The sequence below is a fragment of the Luminiphilus syltensis NOR5-1B genome, from assembly GCF_000158175.1.
Classification (GTDB): Bacteria; Pseudomonadota; Gammaproteobacteria; order Pseudomonadales; family Halieaceae; genus Luminiphilus; species Luminiphilus syltensis.
Map to the genome: position 1 here is coordinate 2,887,221 of NZ_DS999411.1, position 17,759 is coordinate 2,904,979.

A 17,759-nucleotide genomic window follows, 5' to 3' on the forward strand; every position below is an offset into this window, starting at 1 on the left:
CCGAAAACAGCTGTGCCGAAGAGCGGTAACACCTGTGCCACTGCCAGTCCCGAGACGGTGAGCGCCGATAGAGCGGTAATCAGCCGAAGGGCTTTACGTGCCATGGTCGAACGCCTTAGAGGAGCATTGAACGGCATTGCATCATGACGAAAGCTACCTTGGCAAACGGTTTCCGTTAAGGGTCGGTAGCGGACATTGGCCCATTGGCCTGCGAGCGTCCGCTGTCGGCCAGAAGCGGTCATGGCATTTTAATTCTAGGTAGCGCAGCTGATGTTTATGAAGAGAGGTTCACCGAACGCTAAATCATCCATATAAAAAAGAGTAATGCGGCCAACAGATGTATCTATGTTCAAACGGGAGGCCCTCGAATTCCCTGTAATTTCTACTACGCAACTACTGTGATCTGCAACCCCAAGCACTACGATGTCGCAAGGAAAGGCGTCGCAAATGGTGTCAGGCCTCACGTTAGTGAATGATTCAAAACGGTCAGAAAGATAGACCCCCCCGCCAGAAGAAAAATCGACGAAGGTGTCGACGAGCGAGGCTGTTATAGGTTGCGCCGTGCATTGCCACCCATTAGTAGACGAGAACCTAAGAGCGTCTCCATCGTTGCACGATAGCCCAACAAATGGATCTGTCGCGCACACCCATGTTCCACCGGTATCGTCCCAACGGATTATTTGATCAGTCGTGCATCCAAGGTCGATCTCGGCCTGCATCAGTGCCGTCAGATCGACGAAGGGCTGGCCGTTATCTGCCCCTTTTTGCTTTCCATTCTCGCTTGCGGCGAAGGTAGTCGTGGCGATACAGCTCGCCAGGAGCGTGAAACACGCTGCCGATCTTAAAGTGTTTCTATTTGTAGTTGTCATGCGTTCTCCGTAGTGGCCCAGGACCACGTAATGGTTTGTCGCATGTCACTAGTCAGATTGACGGTAGCACCACCATGAGAGCGGCGTTATCGGCAGTCCGGCTGTCATAGGGCATGCGCCCGTTAGACCCGTGACTTTGCGTTGCCCGCCTTTCAGCGGGGTTGCCTTTAAGCAGCAATGGCGCTGCCCTGATCAAGATATCAGATAATGGAGCTTAGGCCACGTTAAATGGAGGGATGTGTTGCATAGCATCGGAGGCCCAGCACCGGTGACACCCACAACCCGTAATCTACACGTAGCTCAGGGTCGGAAGCGGACATCCGCCAAAGCCAGCTCATACGTCCGCCATCGGCCACAAGCGATCATTGATAGCAATGGTGCATCGAATCAATACCACAGGCGAAACCCGGCAACGATCGAAAAACCCCTGGCCTTGCCGTCTTGCCGTTGCACCATGTCGGCAGTGTCACCGAAATCACCGCCCCAGCTAACCCCAATGTACGGAGCAAACTCGCGACGAAATTCGTAGCGCAGCCGAAGCTCGGCTACCGTATCAAATAGGCCTTTACCAATCCCAGCTTCCTCGTCAGCGGATGCTGCAAGATTGATTTCCAGGCGGGGCTGCAGAATCAAACGCTGGGTCAAAGAAAGCTCGTATTCTGTCTCAATACGAGCGGTCACTTTGCCTTCGTCACTTAGGAATAGCGCGGCATCAACCTCGAACCAATACGGCGCGAGTCCCTGAGTGCCGATCACCAAATGGCTTCGACGGGGAGTGGGCTCAAAGTCATGCCGTATACCTGCCTGCACATCCCAGAAGGCGCTGACTGCGCGGCTGTAGAGCAATTGTAGTTCGGCTTCATCGATTTCTTCGCCGTCGACATATTCGCCTTCTGTCTTCACCCAGAATTTGTTGCGGTCAGTACCCAACCATCCTTGACCTTCCCAGACAACAGCATCTCCAGTGTCATTGGTGCTGTACTCGAGACGCTCCGCAATAATCAGACTGTTGACCTGATTGCCATGTCCTTCCTGCAATTTCGAGCGCGCAGTGGCCATGGCCTGCGCGTCATAAAAGGCATCGGCCGCATTCTGGGCATCAGCCCCGACAGCAAACAGGACGAGCCCAATGGTTGGCAGCGTCGGGATGCGGCTCATACTGGAACAAGCTCATCGACTACGGAGACAACGCGCATCATGCCCGCGTGCATGTGGTAAAGCAGATGACAATGGAATGCCCAATCTCCCACCGCATCGGCCGTGATGTCGACGGACATCTTCTCGCCGGGTTTTACAACGATGGTGTGTTTTCGGGGCTTGAATTCACTGTCGTTCGTTACGACTTCAAAGAACATGCCATGCAGGTGTATCGGGTGCGGCATCATGGTGTCGTTGACCAGGGTCAGCCGAACCCGTTCACCCTTGTAAAACTTGATAGGCTCGTCCACCTCTGAAAACTTCACCCCGTCAAAGGACCACATATAGCGCTCCATATTGCTAGTGAGATGGAGCTCCAACTCACGCCCGGGCATGCGCACATCGGGGTTGCAGTCTCGTGCTCGCAGGTCCGTGTACACCAGCACCCGGTGATCCTCGTCCTGTAGGCCCAGGGGGCGTTCATGCAGACGATTGACCGGATTCGCGGCCAGCCCTACGACACCAGGGCCTTTGACGTGATCGTGCGCTTGTGGTGCGGCGGCTCTACCGTGGTTTGATACAGGGTTCATTGCCGCGTGATCCATTGTCCCATTCCCCATCAAATCATGGTTCATTGCGCCGTGATCCATCTTCCCGTGCCCCATCGCGGCGTGGTCAACCGGACCACCATCCATGCTCTCATGACCCGCGTCGCTGCTACCCATGCTGCCATGATCCATTGCCATATCTTTCATGGTGAGGGTCGGCCGAGACCGCAATTCCGGGACGGGGGCAACCATGCCCTCCCTCGGCGCGAGGGTCGCGCGGGCGTATCCATACCGGTCATTACTCTCCGCCATCAGTGTGTAGGCCCGGTCGTCGGGTTTCACTATGACGTCAAAGGTCTCGGCGACACCAATTTGAAACTCGTCTGTCTCAACGGGAACAACCGGTAATCCGTCCGCCTGTACAACACTGAGTGGCAGCCCGGGGATTCGCACATTGAAAATGCTCATCGCCGAAGCATTGATGAACCGCAACCGCACCCGCTCTCCTGGCTTGAAAAGACCCGTCCAGTTGTCTTTTGGACCATGACCGTTAATCAGGTACGTGTAGGTTGCGCCAGTGACATCAGCAATATCCGTCGGGTTCATGCGCTTATCTCCCCACATGAGCCGGTCGTCAACGGCACTCGCGAGGCCATCCTCGCGGCTATCGCGGAAAAACTCTTGCACCGTGCGCTGCTGAAAATTGTAGTTGTCCGGCATCTTCTTCAGCTTCGCAAAAACGCGATGGGGGTCCTCAAAGGTCCAGTCCGACAGCAGGATCACATATTCGCGTTCAACAGAATCCGGATCGGCTTCCCGGGGCTCAATGATCAATGGCCCGTAGTGTCCACTCTGCTCCTGCAGCCCGGAGTGGCTGTGATACCAGTAGGTGCCTGCTTGTTGCAGGGGAAATTCGTAAACGAAGGTTTCGCCGGGGCTGATACCCGGGAAGCTCACGCCCGGAACTCCATCCATCTGAAAAGGTAACAATATGCCGTGCCAGTGAATCGACGTATCCACCTCGAGCCTGTTGGTGACCCGCAGGGTGACCGTATCACCCTCGCGCCAGCGTAACAGGGGTGCCGGCAACTGTTCATTTACCAGAACACCGTGCCCACGGCGCCCGTCGATGATAGAGGATGCTGCAGCGACGCTGAGATCAAAGACCTTACCCGCTAACGGCCGCATTCCCGTTAGATTTGACGCTGTTCCACTGCGCGCCCAGGGTGGCAGCGCCAAATTCAGGCCGACGCCGGCCACGGCAAAGGTCCCCTGCTGAAGAAATTTCCGACGCGTGAAATTCATGTGATTCCTATCGAGCATTACCGTACACTTAATACTCCCGGGGGGTATACGTCAAGGAGTAGGGATGGATCAGCAACGCGATGGGACGCTCAGGCGACTGGCCCGCATCGAGGGCCAGGTCCGGGGAGTCATAGGGATGATCGAGTCAGACCGCTATTGTATTGACGTGCTTCAACAACTGCGGGCTATCCAGTCGGCACTTGCAAAAGTACAGGATGCTGTGCTGAAGGACCACGCCGCTACCTGCGTGGAGCGGGCTATTTCTTCCGGCGATCCCATCGATCAACGCCAAAAATTCGATGAGCTCATCGATATCATTTCAAAGACAAGAAACTAGTTTATTGATTGCGGTTTAGATCATTGCCCGCCGCCAGAAACGGTCAATGCGGGTAGGCGCAGTTAGGATCGCGCCCACCAGCGCAAAATCGCTGCTAAAAGACTGACTGAATCGGCGGGGGGATATTGAACGATTTGTCTTGAAACAAACTAATGGTGGCGTTGACCACGACATTACATCCCAGGCAACATCTCCTGCACCCCGACCCTGGGCCAAACCCCGCCACAGTCGTAAGTACGCCCCGGGATACGCCGACCTTTGCGGGTCGGCTTTTTTTGCTCATAAAGTTGGGACAGCGTAGTTAGCGCGTCGCCTTCGGGTCGTTAGCGGACATTGGCTCAGAGGCCTGCGAGCGTCCGCTATCGGCCACAACCTGCCAGAGACTGAACGGCAAACTCACGACCCCGCTCAACCTCACGAGATAACCAAAGGCACCATCGGTCCGTGACTCTTGCAGACGCGTTCTTTTACTGGAATGCTTGTCACTCCTCAATTTTCCGACACCTATTTCCTCAGGGAGTGCCCATGTCTGTCTTCAGGCACGTATTAGCTTGGCTCGCAGTCACCCTACCCGTGTCAGCTATAGCTCAAACCACGGGCACCCTGACCTACGGGCCGTCGGCTGGGGCTGGAGGCAGTGGCGCGACCCCTGCAGAGCCTGTTCCGATTCCCTCCCTGTTCCTGTTGCCGCTGGCCGTTGCATTGGCGTTCTTCGGCTACCGGGCGCTGCGTAAGCAAGGTGGCAGGCAACTGCTGGGCGCGGTGCTGCTCGCCTCGGGCGTGAGCCTTGGCGGTATCAGCAGCCTGCACATACAGGACGCCATTGCGCAGATGATGATTGAGCTGAACCAGCCGAACGGCGGCACGGTGGATATTCCTGTCTCGGATGCCATCTACACCAACACCTCGGGTGTGGCCCTGCAGATCGGAACGGTAACGGCACCGCCATCCTGCGCGACCAGCGCACCTGCTGACGAGTGTGTTACGGACCTGACCCTTGAAAACGGTGAAAGCTGCAGCACGGTATATGACTGCACTCAAACCATCAGCTTCACATCTACAGCCCCCACCGACGCCACCGCCGGTGGTGCCACTTACGCTGTGACAGCCGCTGCGACATCTGGCTTGGCGGTAACCTTCAGCACCACCAGCGCGGCCTGTTCTGTCAGTGACTCTACAGTGACCTTTGAGGCTGCTGGGGACTGCGTCATCAACGCCGATCAGGCGGGAGATGCGGACTACGACCCCGCACCGCAAGCTATGCAGACGGTGAGTGTTGGTAAGCAGGCGCAAACCATCAGCTTTACCTCGACGGCCCCCACCGACGCCACCTCCGGTGGTGGTACCTATGACGTGGCCGCCACAGCGACGTCTGGTCTGGACGTTACGTTCAGCACTACCAGCGCCGCCTGTTCTGTCAGCGGCTCCACTGTCACATTCGACGCTGTGGGTGACTGCGTCATCAACGCTGATCAGGCGGGGGATACGGACTTCTCTGCGGCCCCACAGATACAGCAATCATTCAGTGTTGCCTCGCCCGTGGTGACAGTCACGAAGACGGCAGATGGGGCTGAGGGCATGACGCCCACGAATGCGTCCTTTACGGTGTCGCGGACGGGCGATACCACCAACCCTCTGATGGTGACCTATACATTGGCAGGAACCGCAACCGGAGTTGCTGTAGTGGCCACTCCCGATGATTTGTCTGATGATGAAGACTACACGGTAGCCAGTCTGACCCAGATTGAAATTCCCGCCGCATCGGCCACTGTTGACCTGCCGATTATTGTGTTAGGCGACGACGTCTACGATCCGAGTGAGACCGTGATTGTGACGGTGTCCGCTGGCGCTGCTTATACCGTCGGGACCGAGGATTCAGCGGAGGCAGCGATCACGGCTCCTGACAAGCGCCTCTTTGTGACTGCCGCTACTTTCACAGGCGATCTGCGGCCCGCTGGGGACACGGCGTCCACGAGTGGCATCGCGGGCGCGGATGCGAAGTGTGAGGCAGATGCAAACAAGCCCAACGATGGTAGTACCTACAAGGCGATGCTGGCGGGCGGGGGAAGGTCGGCAGCGCCAACCTCGACCGACTGGGTTCTGGCGGCCGACACGAAGTATTTCAGGCCGGACGCCGCGGGCACATTCATCGCTGGCACAAATGGCAATGCGGTATTTGCTTTCCCGTTGTCGGCAGGCATTACCGCAACACCAGATCGGGATGTCTTCACGGCGCTTGATGCCGATTGGTCCAAGAGTGGGCTAGATTGCGAGGGGTGGACAACTCAGTTTCTCTTTCCAGTGAACGTTGGGCGTTCGAGCCTGCGAAACTCATTCGCCATAGACTCACCCGCGCCGGGTTCATCATTACCGTTTTGCGGTGCTCCTAACAGCCTGTATTGCGCCGAGCAGTGATGCCCACATTCCGATACGGTAACTTACGCGATAGACCTGCGGTTGTTCCATAGGAGCCCCTTTTTCGGCTCGCAGGACCTAGCACGCACCGCTAAATCCACCGATATTTCACACAGCCCACCCCTGGCCCAGCCTCGCCACCGTCGTAAGTACGCCCCAAGATAGGCCGACCTTTGCGGGTCGGCTTTCTTTTGCTCATAAAGCCGGGACAACGTACTTCGCATGTTGTCGAGGGTTTTGCGCGCCAATTGCAGTCTGTTGCGGCTAAATCGGTAACCGAGGAAATCGAATCCTCGGGCGATGTAGCCAATGCTCGTTTTGTCCGGATGCTTGGACAGCTTCAGCCGCCCCAGCACGCCATTGAGCACGGCGATGGCCCGTCGCAGTTGCCAGCGTGTTCGTGCCATCACCAAAATGTCGTCCATGTAGCGGACATAGAAGACGTCGCGTGGCTCCAATGCGGCATCCAGCTCTTGCAGGTAAACCGCACCGAACAGTGGACTGAGTGGCGACCCGCGCCCAATGCCCCGGCGAATATCCCGGTAAAGCCCGCCATGCTCGACTGTACGGCCGATGAACTGGGACAGCAGGTTCAGGGTCCAGCGGTCATTGATATGGGCGGACAGTTGGGTCAGCAAAAGGGATTGGTCAATCGACTCGTAATACGCCTTGACGTCGGTGCGAATAACGAAGCGGAACCAGGTGCTGTTGCGCTCTACGGCGCGTACGGCGCCCTTCAGACCGCCGTTTCCTTTGATGTGCGTGCAGCGCTTCGAAATACCAAGATGTGGCCTAATAGCCAGCGCCAGTGCTTTGGCTACCAGTGCGTCAGCGGCGCTCCACAGGTGAATCACGGTGCCGTCGGCCCTGTGGATGCATTGCAGGGGAGAGACGCGATAACTGCTCTGGCGCAGCGCGTCCAGTATGCGCTCACGCTCGCTTTGCCAGTGAAATCGCAGGTGCCAGATGTCCGCATTATCTGGATAGTGCTGGCGCCGGTGGCAGAGCCAGAGGTAAGCGGTGTCGATGTGCTGCGCTTCCATCGTTGTGTGAGCTTAGACGGAGGGACGCTGTTAGGCGATAGCCGACCTTCAGTAACGTCTAGCTGATCGTCTCGGTTGGGTCGAAAGCGGTCACTCGTCTGAAGCACCCATAATGTCCGCTATCGGCCAAGAGCGGAAGTGCGAGGCTTTACAAGTGGGCGACGGCTGTCACCTCGAAGCGGTCACGCGTATGGGCTAGGATCGCATATTCTTTGCTGCTGTAATCTGCCAAATGCCGCTGTTGGGAAGCCATAGATTTTCGCCTTGTGTCTGGCTAGTCTGTTGGACCGCGCTATGAATTTAGGTGGCACGCGAAGTTGCATCAATAGCATTTTGAGAACACACTATTCTAATAACTGTAATTTAATTCAGGGTGGCTCATGAATCGCATCAAAGTTTCTGCGTTGTTATTCTCAATGTTATTTTGCTCGCAGACTTTTGCGCAATCTGAAGGTTGCAATATCATAAATGGTATCGCGGTACTTCCAGCTTTTGTTGACAGAATTAACGGCGCGCCAAGAGCCTATTTAGCTGGAGAGACTATTAGTGCCACTGCGGCAGCCCCCGGTTCGACAACAAATTTAGTCATTGAAGAAAATGGCGTCGTTGTGGCGACTGCCGCTTTTCCAGGCACCGTTAGCTACAGAGTTCCAACTAGCGGCACGTTTACAATTGACATTGGAACTGACCCGAATGCTCAGGTGACGTTCACGAATGCTGTGTGCACTGTTCCGAGCGTTAGTGTTCCCACTACCCCTCTATGGTCTCTCGCTTTCTTGGCGCTTTCTTTACTTATTCTCGTCTATTTTGGCGTTCGCAGAAACAAGGTTGCGTAGGGTCAGTTTTTCGCTAGTTGAGCACGTTGCAGGAGCTGCTGCGCGACAGTCCGCTGCTAGGCGAAAGCGGTCATCAATCGCGACCGCTTTGAGCGCCTCAGATGGGTCGTTAACGGACATCCGCTAGAGACGCACTGGACGGCTGCTATCGGCCATAAGCGAGCATCGCTTCACGGCGGTTCATTGCGAATTCTCTACTTCAACTTCAGCAATGATTTCGTCAATTTCGGTTCTAAATTTTGGCGGCCATTGAAAAGATTTGTAGGTCAGTGAAGCCAACGTTTTCTGTTCGAAATTACGCTTGATCGCAGAGCGTAATCTCGACCAGCTACCGTCGGGCATAAAGCCCATCTCATGCTGATAGTGAATATTGTTCCACTGCTGCCACATTGAAAGTGCGTGCAGGATACCGGCACGGTACTCCAACTCGGTCAATACTCCAGCAGATTCAGGTATATCAATCGGTAGACCTGTTACTTGATTATTGGGGTTTATTCCCTCCACTCTTAGCTCTGCGGATAGGGCTTCGGTGTTGGCAGCCCTCGCGCTGAACCCATCCGAAAGCGTCGTAGTACGCGCCTGAAACGACGCTGCTATCGCAATATCTTGAGTCTGTTTCATCTGAAGGCCGACAAAAATCAAAGACCCGACCACGGAGAATAATCCGATAATCTCAAGCCATTCTCGAATCTTCTGTACCGTCATTGGATACCCCATTCTCGCGACTGTAGTGGTAAGGCAAAGTGACGTCCACTCCGGGTCGTTAGCGGACATCCGCTAGAGACGCACTGGACGGCTGCTATCGGCCAGGAGCGTAATGATTGAAAAAGCCGATCAGTCTTCCCACTTATGGCTACTTTCGACTGATTTGATGTCCAACTTGTTATTAGTTACGCTCCTCTGACGTAGCGAATTCCCAAGTCGGGTGGGGTGCATGTCATGCGTACAAGTTGTTTCGGAATGCTGAGATTTTTCGCCGTAACTCTATTTCTGGTCGCGACCTGCTCTAACGCCGCGACCGTGCCGGAGTCCGCGGCCGACAATGATATGAATCCCTGCTTCGGCGACGACGGGTGGGTCAATGGTACTGGAAGCTATGATTGCGTTACACCCGCAGGATTCATTAATCACGAATTCCTAACTCCTCCAGACGGAAATAATTACGGTGGCGGTGTTCAATTCAGCGGCGTCCCTGGTATTCAGGAAAGCATCAGTAAGAGCTACACCAATCTCGTAATCGGGCAAGAGTATGCCGTCGAGTGGTATGTCATGACGGATTTGGTACAGGGCGTCGGCCCCTCCGCGGAAGCTTGGTTTGAGGTTACCCTTTGCTCCGATACGCAGGATACGCTGCGACTCACTCCGGGACAGAGGCGGACGTGGTTTCAGGAGCGCCTCTTTTTCACTGCCGATGCCGAAACCTGTGACCTCACGTTCACCGCTCGCAATACCGACGGAGACAACAGTAGCTGGGTGTTCCTAGACGGTGTATCGATCAGAGCCGCTGTCAGCAGTGACCTCGGTATCACCAAGACAGGGCCATCTCAGGTGGCGGCTAGCGGTGGGGTCGCAACCTTTACTATTACCGCGTCTAATGACGGTCCCGACGCGACCAGTAGCACTGTTGATATTACGGATATGTTGCCTGCAGGTATGTCGGTCAACGGCGGTGCTGTTGGGTCGGTCTTGCTTTCCGGCGCGAATAGCGGTGAATGGACGTGCACATCGGATGCGGGAGCCCCACAAGAGATTTCGTGTAGGAGTGCAGGCGCTCTGGCCAACGGCGAGAGCAGCACTTTTAGCTACACAGCCACTGTTGCCCCGGGAGCTGGCGGTGACGAATTGACGAATACGGCGACCATCGAGCCCACTTTCGGGTCAGGAACAGAAGATCCGAATGCTTCAAACGACTCTTCATCAACAACAGTGTCGCTGTCAGCAGTTCCAATATCCGAATCGCTTTCGTCGATCAATGTAAGCGCTTCATCAGTGTTAGTTGATGACGACGTCATAATTACAGTAACCGTACGTGACTCAGCCGGCGACCCAGTTCCGGATATTTCAGTGACGATGGCTGTGGCAAGTGCATCCTTGGATACATCGGCAGTTACCATTGCCACTAGCCCCACCACGACTGATTCCAATGGTGAGGCGGCGTACACGGTCGCCAGCTCAATCGCGCAATCGGTGCAATTTCAGGCTTCGTTCAACCCCGATCTGTTCGTCACGGTCAACTGGTCTGAGCCAGCGGACCCTCCTCCGCCTCCACCAGGCCCTGCGACTCCGCCTTCGCCAGTCCCTGCTGCACCGCCGGAAGCTATTCCAGCCATGCCAATGTTTGGCTTGGGACTAACCCTGCTTGGGCTGCTGCTGTTGGCGCGGCGCAACCTTTCGACCTAATGATGCGAAATCGTACTTCCTCTGTGCTGGGATAGTTATCGCCTCTGATTTTGAATTGATATCGTGGGGTAGAACTTTCTATAGCTCTTTTAAAAGCGAAGGCGCCGACACTGATCAAGCTGGCCTCACGGAAAAGGGGCCATTGGCTGGCCACCCACTGAGCGGGTCCTTCGGGTTATCGGCCATCTCTTGGGGAAGCTTGAACGTCTGCTCTCCCGATAGCGGACGTCAGAGCGGCTGGCGCTCAGTGCGTGCTATTGGCCATCAACAGTCGTTGAATGATGCCTCTATTGTTTCGGCTGCAGAATGATCATCTTCCTGTACTGTGTAGCTGTATATGCCGCTATCGAAGCCCAACGTGATGCGCTCCGTGACTCGCTGCCCCACACTGGCAGGCTCTGAGCCGCCCACAGCTTTGATGCTGGTGACAGTCACGTTATAAAGCGTGATCACAAGATAATCCAGATGCGCCTCACCACTGTCTTTGCGCACGGCCAGCACTGCCTCGTCGAAAACCTGCCCGGACAGTTGGGACATGATGAGCGGCGGTGACGCAGCGTCGACGTACTTGAGGATCTCAAGGTCCTTGATGTCGCAACCGGCGCTTCTTTGCCGCGATGATGAACCCGTGCGCGAATCTGTACTGCTCTCCCAATAAAAACCGTGGACATCAATTTCCTCCTCGTGATCGACACGCTGAGATTCACCCTTGATATCGCCAATTTTTAAGTACGCCGTCAATGCAGCCGATGCTTGTGTAGAAAGCAGGGCCGTCGCCAGCAGGAATGGGAGTGTTAATTGCTTGAAGCAGGGGGTGTTCATATCAATAAGCTCCTCGGGATAAAATCCCATGGCATGTTGAATCCTCCAGATACATCGGCGGATTTGCACAAAGAGCAAAGTCGGACGTTAGAAGCAGCTTACTTCAAGAGAGGGAGATTGCCTGCGGAGGAATTCGATGCCGGAGAGGAGCAAGCGCTCCGAAAGCCTCGGCAATTACCTTATGCGTTGCAATCCCGCGACCTTGGAGGCTTGCTCGGTAGGCCGGAAACTTTGCGTCCCCACCTTTCGATGGGTTTGCCCTTGTGCATGAAGAGTAGCTCCCCCACACCCAAAATACAAGGAAACACGAATGTCCCTCTAGCACACGAGAATTCAATAGCGACAAATTAGCTGGCACTGGTTCGCAATGGGTCGAAAGCAGACATCTGCTAAAGCCACTTAGTATGTCCGCTATCGGCCAGTAGCCGACTCAGTCGTTCTTCTTTCGCCCCCTGTTGTGGCTTGCCGCCGTTTCCGTCTTTCGCGAGAGCTACTCACGTAAAGTGGCGGCCGGGTCGTGTCACGGGCACAAGGCATCGGCTATACGACGCAATTCTGTTGCACAGGCATAAGTTTGTTCGGTGGCCGCCGCACCATTATTTATAACGATGGCGCCGCACTCGGCAGACGCTCCGGCACCCTCTACTTCAACCCCGCAAGCACCTCTAACAAGGGTGAGGGGGCGTTGCGCTCGAAAAAATATCCTGTTTTCACTAAAGCCAGAGGGGTCAGGGAGCGCGGTTACAATGCTCAAACGATAGTCATCCACGGCGTTGTCAAAAATGATACACGATGTCACGGATGTGGAAGCAGCGCCAATAATGGCATTAACTTGCGTTAGGTTGTACGGACTACACGTCAACTGGGAGCCATCTGCAACCGAAGCACATACCAACTGTCCCAGAGCGTCAAAACCCTTAGCTACCGTACTTCCAGGGCACTGCGTGCCAATTGCATTCAAGGAACCCGCTGGACCCTGGGGTCCCGTAGCTCCTTGAGGCCCCGCTGGGCCCTGGGGTCCCGTAACTCCTTGAGGTCCAGCAGGTCCTTGGGCTCCAGCAGGTCCTTGGGCTCCAGCGGGTCCAGTAGGTCCTTGGGCTCCAGCAGGAATGCCGTCTATCGCGGATTCCAGCGCATCGAAGTTCTCATTGAACTCCTCAGCTTCAATCACATCACCATTCTTAAACGTGTTGGGCACTTGAGTTTGAGCGTAGGCCGTGAAAACCCCTGCGGCCAATACGATGGTACATATCCACTTAAACATGTTATTCCTCTTCTGATAGACGGGGTTTCAGTTTTATGACAACGCACCATAGAGCAGTGGCAGTCAACACAAGTGTCCACAGCGGCATAATTGGTACTGGCGTTGGAGGACTCGCAGTGCCCCCAAAGACCGACCCACCGAATGTCGCTGTGCCGAAAATTGGCAAGATCACCTGAGCAAAAGCCAACCCAGAAAACAGGATGGCAACCATCATCGTGGCTGATCGAAGCAACTTCAGTTTCAACGGCTTGGCCCTCCTGACAGCAAATACGAGCAGTGTCTCAGCATGCTGAGCAAAAGAAAATAGTCGAATGGCTTCTGCTTGGGGTCGAAAGCAGACATCTGCCAAGGCCACCTAACACGTCCGCTACCGGCCAAGAGCAGACAAGAAAGAACGCAATTTTTGGCTTAGACCAATAATCCGACATTTAGCCCTGTCATTGATAACGTCGAGGGGCTGGTGTTGAACGTTAATGATCCTAGCCAAGCTGAGGCTTCCTCAAAAGACATGTTGGCTTATGCCGAGCCACTCATTCTTAGAGCAACAGGCGAGGCTGCTCCCCAATGGTTCTTGACGCAATTATGCAAGGTCAGTTTTGGTCGCAGTCTGGCGGCACTGGCACAGTAAGGGTGAATAGTGACGACTGGGGCGCTGGCTACACAGTTGAGATAGTTATTGAGCAATGGCTTTGGTTTGCTACGCTATTTAAAGTCCTGCAACGGGGTCTAAGCTTTCTTTTTATCTGGACATACCATTTAATAAAGTGTGCGGATTCAGTTAACCATTACACCATCCTTCCAGGTAACTTCCGATTTCTTCTGGCCGTCCTCGTACCAGGAGGTCACCAGCCCATGTCGCTCACCATCCTTGTAGGTGCCTTCCGATTTCTTCTGGCCGTTCTCATGCCAGTAGGTGTGCAGACCTTCTTCCTTGCCATCCTTGTAGGTGCCTTCCGATTTCTTCTGGCCGTTCTCGTACCAGGAGGTCACCAGCCCTTCTACCTTGCCATCCTTGTAGGTGCCTTCCGAATACTTCTGGCCGTTCTCATGCCAGTAGGTGTGCAGACCTTCTTCCTTGCCATCCTTGAAGGTGCCTTCCGATTTCTTCTGGCCGTTCTCGTACCAGGTGGTGTACGGCCCTTCTCGCTTGCCATCCTTGGCAGTGCCTTCCGACTCTTTCTGGCCATTCTCGTACCAGGTGGTGGATGGCCCTTCTAGCTTGCCATCCTTCCAGGTGTCCTCCAATTTCTTCTGGCCATTCTCGTACCAGGTGGTGGATGGACCTTCTGGCTTGCCATCCTTCCAGGTGTCCTCCAATTTCTTCTGGCCGTTCTCATGCCAGAAGATCACCAGCCCCTCAGGCTTGTTATCCTTCCAGGTGCCTTCCTCCTTTTTCTGGCCATTCTCGTACCAGGTGGTGGACGGCCCTTCTGGCTTGCCATCCTTGTAGGTGACTTCCTCCTGTTTCTGGCCGTTCTCGTACCAGATTACAGCGCGGCCGCTAAACGGTTCAGTCTCGTTGGGCAGGTAAAACAGGGAATTTCTCTCTTGCAGCTTGTCGGCGTCCACGACAGTCTCGGAGCAAGCGGATACCGTGAGGATCACCAGTGCCAGAAAAAAAGATGCCTGCCTCATTACTCATTCCTCTGAGAGTTAAGTCTCGCGACTATGCTTTGTTGGGGGATTCGCACGATTGAGGCATAGTACTCAGATCACCTGGAGGCGGCTAGGCTTTACGAGACAGCTATGGGATGCCCCGTTTGCGCCTGGTGGGGCTGACCAAAGGAAGCGGCTGGGCTTCTTGTTCCGCCATCTTTGGCTGATCCGTTTCAGCCTTTCAATAAACCGGTATCAATTGGTTGGTGGCAAGCCTCATGCAAAGACGCCTACTTCGCTAATCCTGAGCGCGCCAGCGGTGCCAGAGTCTCTATTGGGTCGACAGCTGTCACATCAGAGTGATCATTAGGCACTTGGGTTTCGTACGTCTAATCGGTGTCTAAGGTTGGGGGTTTCTCGCCACCAATCATTCCGAGTGCTATTAGGCCCATTGAAATGGTACCACCCCAGAGCGCCCATTCAGGCCAATCAAGGTAATTGCTAATTGCCAACCAAGTTGTATACCCCCAAAGAGCACCGCAAGCAATTCCCGCCAAGTTCGACAGCACCGCATGACCACGCAGCTTTGCCGGCATACCTATCATCCCCAGAAAAGCACTTGCAGCGAAAAAAGCTGCTGCAGACTCCCATTGCTCAAAATCGTAACTTGCCCAAACACCTAGAGCGCCGATGCAGGTGAACAAAATGAATCCCTGAGCAGCTTTGCCAAATTCCTTTGAGTACTTATCAGTCTGCTTAATAAAACGCTCGGTATTTTCTTCTATGCTCCGGTTCTCAAGGGCTTGAATTTGACGTTCTAGAACTCCAGCATCATTAGGGGCACCACAATTAGGGCACGTCGATGCCCGTCGGCTAATATCTTTTCCGCAGTCACGACATGTAGTTAGGTTCGCATTCATTTCGTTTCCTCCTGCCTTGGATGGCTACAGTCTAGGCCCGCTGAATCTATGTATCCATGCTTTCTGAGGCCATGAGCTTGACCCGATGCGACAAGAGGTTTCTATTAGTTGAGGTCTCAATCGATCACCAATTGCGACCTCTTCAGGTGTCTCAGTTGGGTCGAAACCGGCCCTCTACCAACAGCCGGTGAATGACTGCTTTCTAGAGTGGGGAAGCTCAATCAAACAGCGAAGACTTGGAAGGAAGATAGATGCCTTCTGATAGTCGTCAAACTGTGTTGTTGAGGTACCGAACCTCACCTATCCAGAGTTCGGCGCGCGGTGGTGGCGCATAAGTTCTTCTAAAACCCTGGGGCACCGCAAAATCCGGCGGTGTCCAAGGTTGGCCGTTGAAACAAAGCGAGCCCCTCGCCATTCCTCCGCCAAACGTGCGCCTACGCTGTGAGCAATTACTGGATCATGCAGGTCATGGATTACGAGTCCGGGAAGGTCCAAGCTCCTGATGGCTGGCATTGAGCAGACTGCGTCCACTGGGCCATCAATCATACGTTCCACTCGATCTCTTAAACGATCTACGCGGGATTTTGACAAGCGCGCTATGTCAGCGAAGATGCTCAGGTGTTGCGCAAAGTTTTGCATTGGCGAAATCAGCGCCATGCGCCGCGGCATTAACTGTGGCTGCTCTGCAACCATGCGGCAGACTGCCGCGGCGCCGAAAGAGTGCGCAATGATGCTTTCGATGGGACCAAGCTCTCGCACAGTGGCTGCGAGCGCAATACTGGCATCAACTAAATGCGTGCCTCGCATGGGCGAGAGCCCGTGACCCGGCATATCAACAACGGCTACGCGGTAGCCCAGAGACAGCAATGGTGTTACGAAACCGAGCATGCTGCCCGAGTTATCTTCCCACCCGTGAACGAGTAAAACCTTAGGCCCAACGCTACCCCACTCCCATCCCACAAGTTCGATGTCTTCATGGGCGATAGCGAGCCGCACTGCTCCCGCGGGCATGCTTTGGAAATAGTCGCCCCTCGGCTTGCGCCTGGGTCGGGTGAAGTGCCGAAGCATCAGTTCAGTAGCAATAGTTGGCGCGAACGCGTCTAACGCCGCCGCGCTCGCAGCGACGAGCTTCAGTACGGGAGAGAGCTCCGCCATCCCGGTCCGATGCACGTCGCGCTCATACGCTCGGCGCTCTAAACGGAGCTCAGGCGGGGCCTCAGTCTTCGGTTCAGCCGGAGTCTCGCGGCGCGCAGGCGAAGTAGGCATGACTACATTACGAGGTTCATAGGATCGACGGTATCGACGACCACCTATCTCCCCTAACTTTCTTAAGGGGCGATTTATTTCGCAATGCGATGTGGGATTTGTGCGAGGAACTGCGATTCATATTCAACATATTTCCGGTAATCCCGCTGCCGTAGGTTTTGCCCTTAGGCCGGTAACTTTGCGCCACCACCTTTCGATGGTCATGCCCTTTTTGCTACGTGAAAACTCTACCCACTGTTGTGCGAGCCAGATTGAGTATAGTCGCACACCGCTTCTTGTCAATTCAACGGCTGACCTAGCGTCGGGTCCGGGTCGGAAGCGGTCATATCCCAATCCCAGCCTGGACGCCCGCCTTCGGCCAAAAGCAATTTATAGATTAGTCAATGATCAAGGGTCTGCTGACACTTAATTTGTGACATCCAGGTGAACCTGCCTTGTTAGGCGGTTAAGCGGCTGCTTCTTTTGGGTTTTCGCCGAATCTGTTTCCGTTTGCGCTACTGTCTTGAACGAAAAATACGATTAATACAATTACTCCGACAATTGGAATTAAACCAATTAACAACCACCAGCCTGATCTATCAGTATCATGTAACCTGCGGACGCCTACGGCAATGCTGGGTAATAAAACGGCAAGTTGATACAGAGCGGCTAGGACGCTTTGATCTGTTTCTGGTGCTATTCCTGCAAATACTTCTGCCAATCCAAGGATGAGCGTGATAATCAAGTTAAAAAGAAAGAAATACCAGTATTCCTTGCGGCGTGAACGGCCCGAAAATACTGCATACTTTTTCAGCGCTTCAAAATACCAATTCATGTTTTCTCCTTCCTTATTGCCTCATTGGCTGGACTTAGAATTACAGCAGTTAATCGCGCACTAGCGCTAGCGACGCATAACATGAAGCTAAAGCAAACCAGCGAACCTGTCACCCCGCATGCTTACGCATGCTCCACGCCGGGACGTCCACTGCACGGCCGCCCCAGGCCGCGGAATTAGTGACCGA

At 54.6% G+C, this 17,759-nt stretch carries 14 protein-coding genes and 3 riboswitches; of the genes, 4 read left to right on the top strand and 10 right to left on the bottom strand.

Annotated elements, in window-relative coordinates:
* Positions 1-254 precede the first annotated feature (254 nt).
* The 3 genes from NOR51B_RS13145 to NOR51B_RS13155 all read right to left on the bottom strand — a co-directional run bounded on the left by NOR51B_RS13145 (position 255) and on the right by NOR51B_RS13155 (position 3,859).
* Positions 255-869 carry a hypothetical protein gene (locus NOR51B_RS13145; protein WP_040482127.1) on the bottom strand — a complete coding sequence of 205 codons (615 nt, stop codon included), beginning with the start codon at positions 867-869 and terminating at the stop codon, positions 255-257.
* 88 nt (positions 870-957) lie between these two features.
* A riboswitch (cyclic di-GMP riboswitch) is annotated at positions 958-1,045 on the bottom strand.
* A gap of 211 nt (positions 1,046-1,256) precedes the next feature.
* Positions 1,257-2,027: a copper resistance protein B gene (locus NOR51B_RS13150; protein ID WP_009019902.1), complete on the bottom strand. Its 771-nt coding sequence runs from the start codon at positions 2,025-2,027 to the stop codon at positions 1,257-1,259.
* Entirely contained in the window at positions 2,024-3,859 is a 1,836-nt protein-coding gene (locus NOR51B_RS13155) for a copper resistance system multicopper oxidase (RefSeq protein ID WP_009021358.1), read from the bottom strand. Before NOR51B_RS13155 ends, NOR51B_RS13150 begins: the two co-directional genes overlap by 4 nt.
* A 64-nt stretch (positions 3,860-3,923) precedes the next feature.
* On the opposite strand from NOR51B_RS13155, the gene NOR51B_RS13160 reads away from it, so the two are divergent.
* The gene (locus NOR51B_RS13160) at positions 3,924-4,196 is read left to right on the top strand and encodes a metal-sensitive transcriptional regulator (protein WP_009020962.1); all 273 of its coding nucleotides are present in this window, start codon (positions 3,924-3,926) and stop codon (positions 4,194-4,196) included.
* Positions 4,197-4,721: 525 nt separating this feature from the next.
* Positions 4,722-6,611 (top strand): midcut-by-XrtH protein, encoded by a 1,890-nt coding sequence (locus NOR51B_RS13165; protein ID WP_040482128.1) that lies wholly within the window; start codon positions 4,722-4,724, stop codon positions 6,609-6,611.
* A gap of 23 nt (positions 6,612-6,634) precedes the next feature.
* Here the strand turns inward: NOR51B_RS13165 and NOR51B_RS13170 are convergent, their stop codons facing one another.
* Positions 6,635-7,654 (bottom strand): reverse transcriptase/maturase family protein, encoded by a 1,020-nt coding sequence (locus NOR51B_RS13170; RefSeq protein ID WP_009019190.1) that lies wholly within the window; start codon positions 7,652-7,654, stop codon positions 6,635-6,637.
* Positions 7,655-8,034: 380 nt separating this feature from the next.
* Between NOR51B_RS13170 and NOR51B_RS15460 the strand changes: the two genes are divergently transcribed.
* Positions 8,035-8,490 (top strand): hypothetical protein, encoded by a 456-nt coding sequence (locus tag NOR51B_RS15460; RefSeq protein ID WP_154647679.1) that lies wholly within the window; start codon positions 8,035-8,037, stop codon positions 8,488-8,490.
* A 180-nt stretch (positions 8,491-8,670) separates the two neighbouring features.
* Here the strand turns inward: NOR51B_RS15460 and NOR51B_RS13175 are convergent, their stop codons facing one another.
* Positions 8,671-9,195, bottom strand: a complete 525-nt coding sequence (locus tag NOR51B_RS13175) for a hypothetical protein (RefSeq protein WP_009021661.1) — start codon at positions 9,193-9,195, stop codon at positions 8,671-8,673.
* A 315-nt stretch (positions 9,196-9,510) separates the two neighbouring features.
* On the opposite strand from NOR51B_RS13175, the gene NOR51B_RS13180 reads away from it, so the two are divergent.
* A complete protein-coding gene (locus NOR51B_RS13180) occupies positions 9,511-10,890 on the top strand; it encodes an Ig-like domain-containing protein (protein WP_230198472.1) in 1,380 nt (459 codons plus the stop codon).
* 264 nt (positions 10,891-11,154) lie between these two features.
* Here the strand turns inward: NOR51B_RS13180 and NOR51B_RS13185 are convergent, their stop codons facing one another.
* From NOR51B_RS13185 to NOR51B_RS13215, 5 genes are all read right to left on the bottom strand, one after another.
* Entirely contained in the window at positions 11,155-11,742 is a 588-nt protein-coding gene (locus NOR51B_RS13185; protein ID WP_009020064.1) for an Hcp family type VI secretion system effector, read from the bottom strand.
* 154 nt (positions 11,743-11,896) lie between these two features.
* Positions 11,897-11,982, bottom strand: a riboswitch (cyclic di-GMP riboswitch).
* A 1,768-nt stretch (positions 11,983-13,750) separates the two neighbouring features.
* Positions 13,751-14,611, bottom strand: a complete 861-nt coding sequence (locus NOR51B_RS13200; protein ID WP_009020408.1) for a toxin-antitoxin system YwqK family antitoxin — start codon at positions 14,609-14,611, stop codon at positions 13,751-13,753.
* A 350-nt stretch (positions 14,612-14,961) separates the two neighbouring features.
* Positions 14,962-15,492, bottom strand: coding sequence for a zinc ribbon domain-containing protein (locus NOR51B_RS13205; RefSeq protein ID WP_040482132.1), 531 nt, complete (start codon positions 15,490-15,492; stop codon positions 14,962-14,964).
* Between the two features lie 300 nt (positions 15,493-15,792).
* Positions 15,793-16,758 carry an alpha/beta fold hydrolase gene (locus tag NOR51B_RS15945; RefSeq protein WP_009019764.1) on the bottom strand — a complete coding sequence of 322 codons (966 nt, stop codon included), beginning with the start codon at positions 16,756-16,758 and terminating at the stop codon, positions 15,793-15,795.
* A gap of 133 nt (positions 16,759-16,891) precedes the next feature.
* Positions 16,892-16,975: riboswitch (cyclic di-GMP riboswitch) on the bottom strand.
* A gap of 228 nt (positions 16,976-17,203) precedes the next feature.
* Entirely contained in the window at positions 17,204-17,572 is a 369-nt protein-coding gene (locus tag NOR51B_RS13215) for a DUF805 domain-containing protein (RefSeq protein WP_040482134.1), read from the bottom strand.
* Positions 17,573-17,759: the final 187 nt, after the last annotated feature.

Excerpts from the sequence above, each read along its gene's own strand:
- NOR51B_RS13160 (WP_009020962.1), top strand. The coding sequence starts at position 3,924 with ATGGATCAGCAACGCGATGGGACGCTCAGGCGACTGGCCCGCATCGAG.
- NOR51B_RS13155 (WP_009021358.1), bottom strand. The coding sequence starts at position 3,859 with ATGAATTTCACGCGTCGGAAATTTCTTCAGCAGGGGACCTTTGCCGTG.
- NOR51B_RS13185 (WP_009020064.1), bottom strand. The coding sequence starts at position 11,742 with ATGGGATTTTATCCCGAGGAGCTTATTGATATGAACACCCCCTGCTTC.
- NOR51B_RS15945 (WP_009019764.1), bottom strand. The coding sequence starts at position 16,758 with ATGCCTACTTCGCCTGCGCGCCGCGAGACTCCGGCTGAACCGAAGACT.
- NOR51B_RS13150 (WP_009019902.1), bottom strand. The coding sequence starts at position 2,027 with ATGAGCCGCATCCCGACGCTGCCAACCATTGGGCTCGTCCTGTTTGCT.
- NOR51B_RS13165 (WP_040482128.1), top strand. The coding sequence starts at position 4,722 with ATGTCTGTCTTCAGGCACGTATTAGCTTGGCTCGCAGTCACCCTACCC.
- NOR51B_RS13145 (WP_040482127.1), bottom strand. The coding sequence starts at position 869 with ATGACAACTACAAATAGAAACACTTTAAGATCGGCAGCGTGTTTCACG.
- NOR51B_RS15460 (WP_154647679.1), top strand. The coding sequence starts at position 8,035 with ATGAATCGCATCAAAGTTTCTGCGTTGTTATTCTCAATGTTATTTTGC.
- NOR51B_RS13170 (WP_009019190.1), bottom strand. The coding sequence starts at position 7,654 with ATGGAAGCGCAGCACATCGACACCGCTTACCTCTGGCTCTGCCACCGG.
- NOR51B_RS13215 (WP_040482134.1), bottom strand. The coding sequence starts at position 17,572 with ATGAATTGGTATTTTGAAGCGCTGAAAAAGTATGCAGTATTTTCGGGC.
- NOR51B_RS13200 (WP_009020408.1), bottom strand. The coding sequence starts at position 14,611 with ATGAGGCAGGCATCTTTTTTTCTGGCACTGGTGATCCTCACGGTATCC.
- NOR51B_RS13175 (WP_009021661.1), bottom strand. The coding sequence starts at position 9,195 with ATGACGGTACAGAAGATTCGAGAATGGCTTGAGATTATCGGATTATTC.
- NOR51B_RS13205 (WP_040482132.1), bottom strand. The coding sequence starts at position 15,492 with ATGAATGCGAACCTAACTACATGTCGTGACTGCGGAAAAGATATTAGC.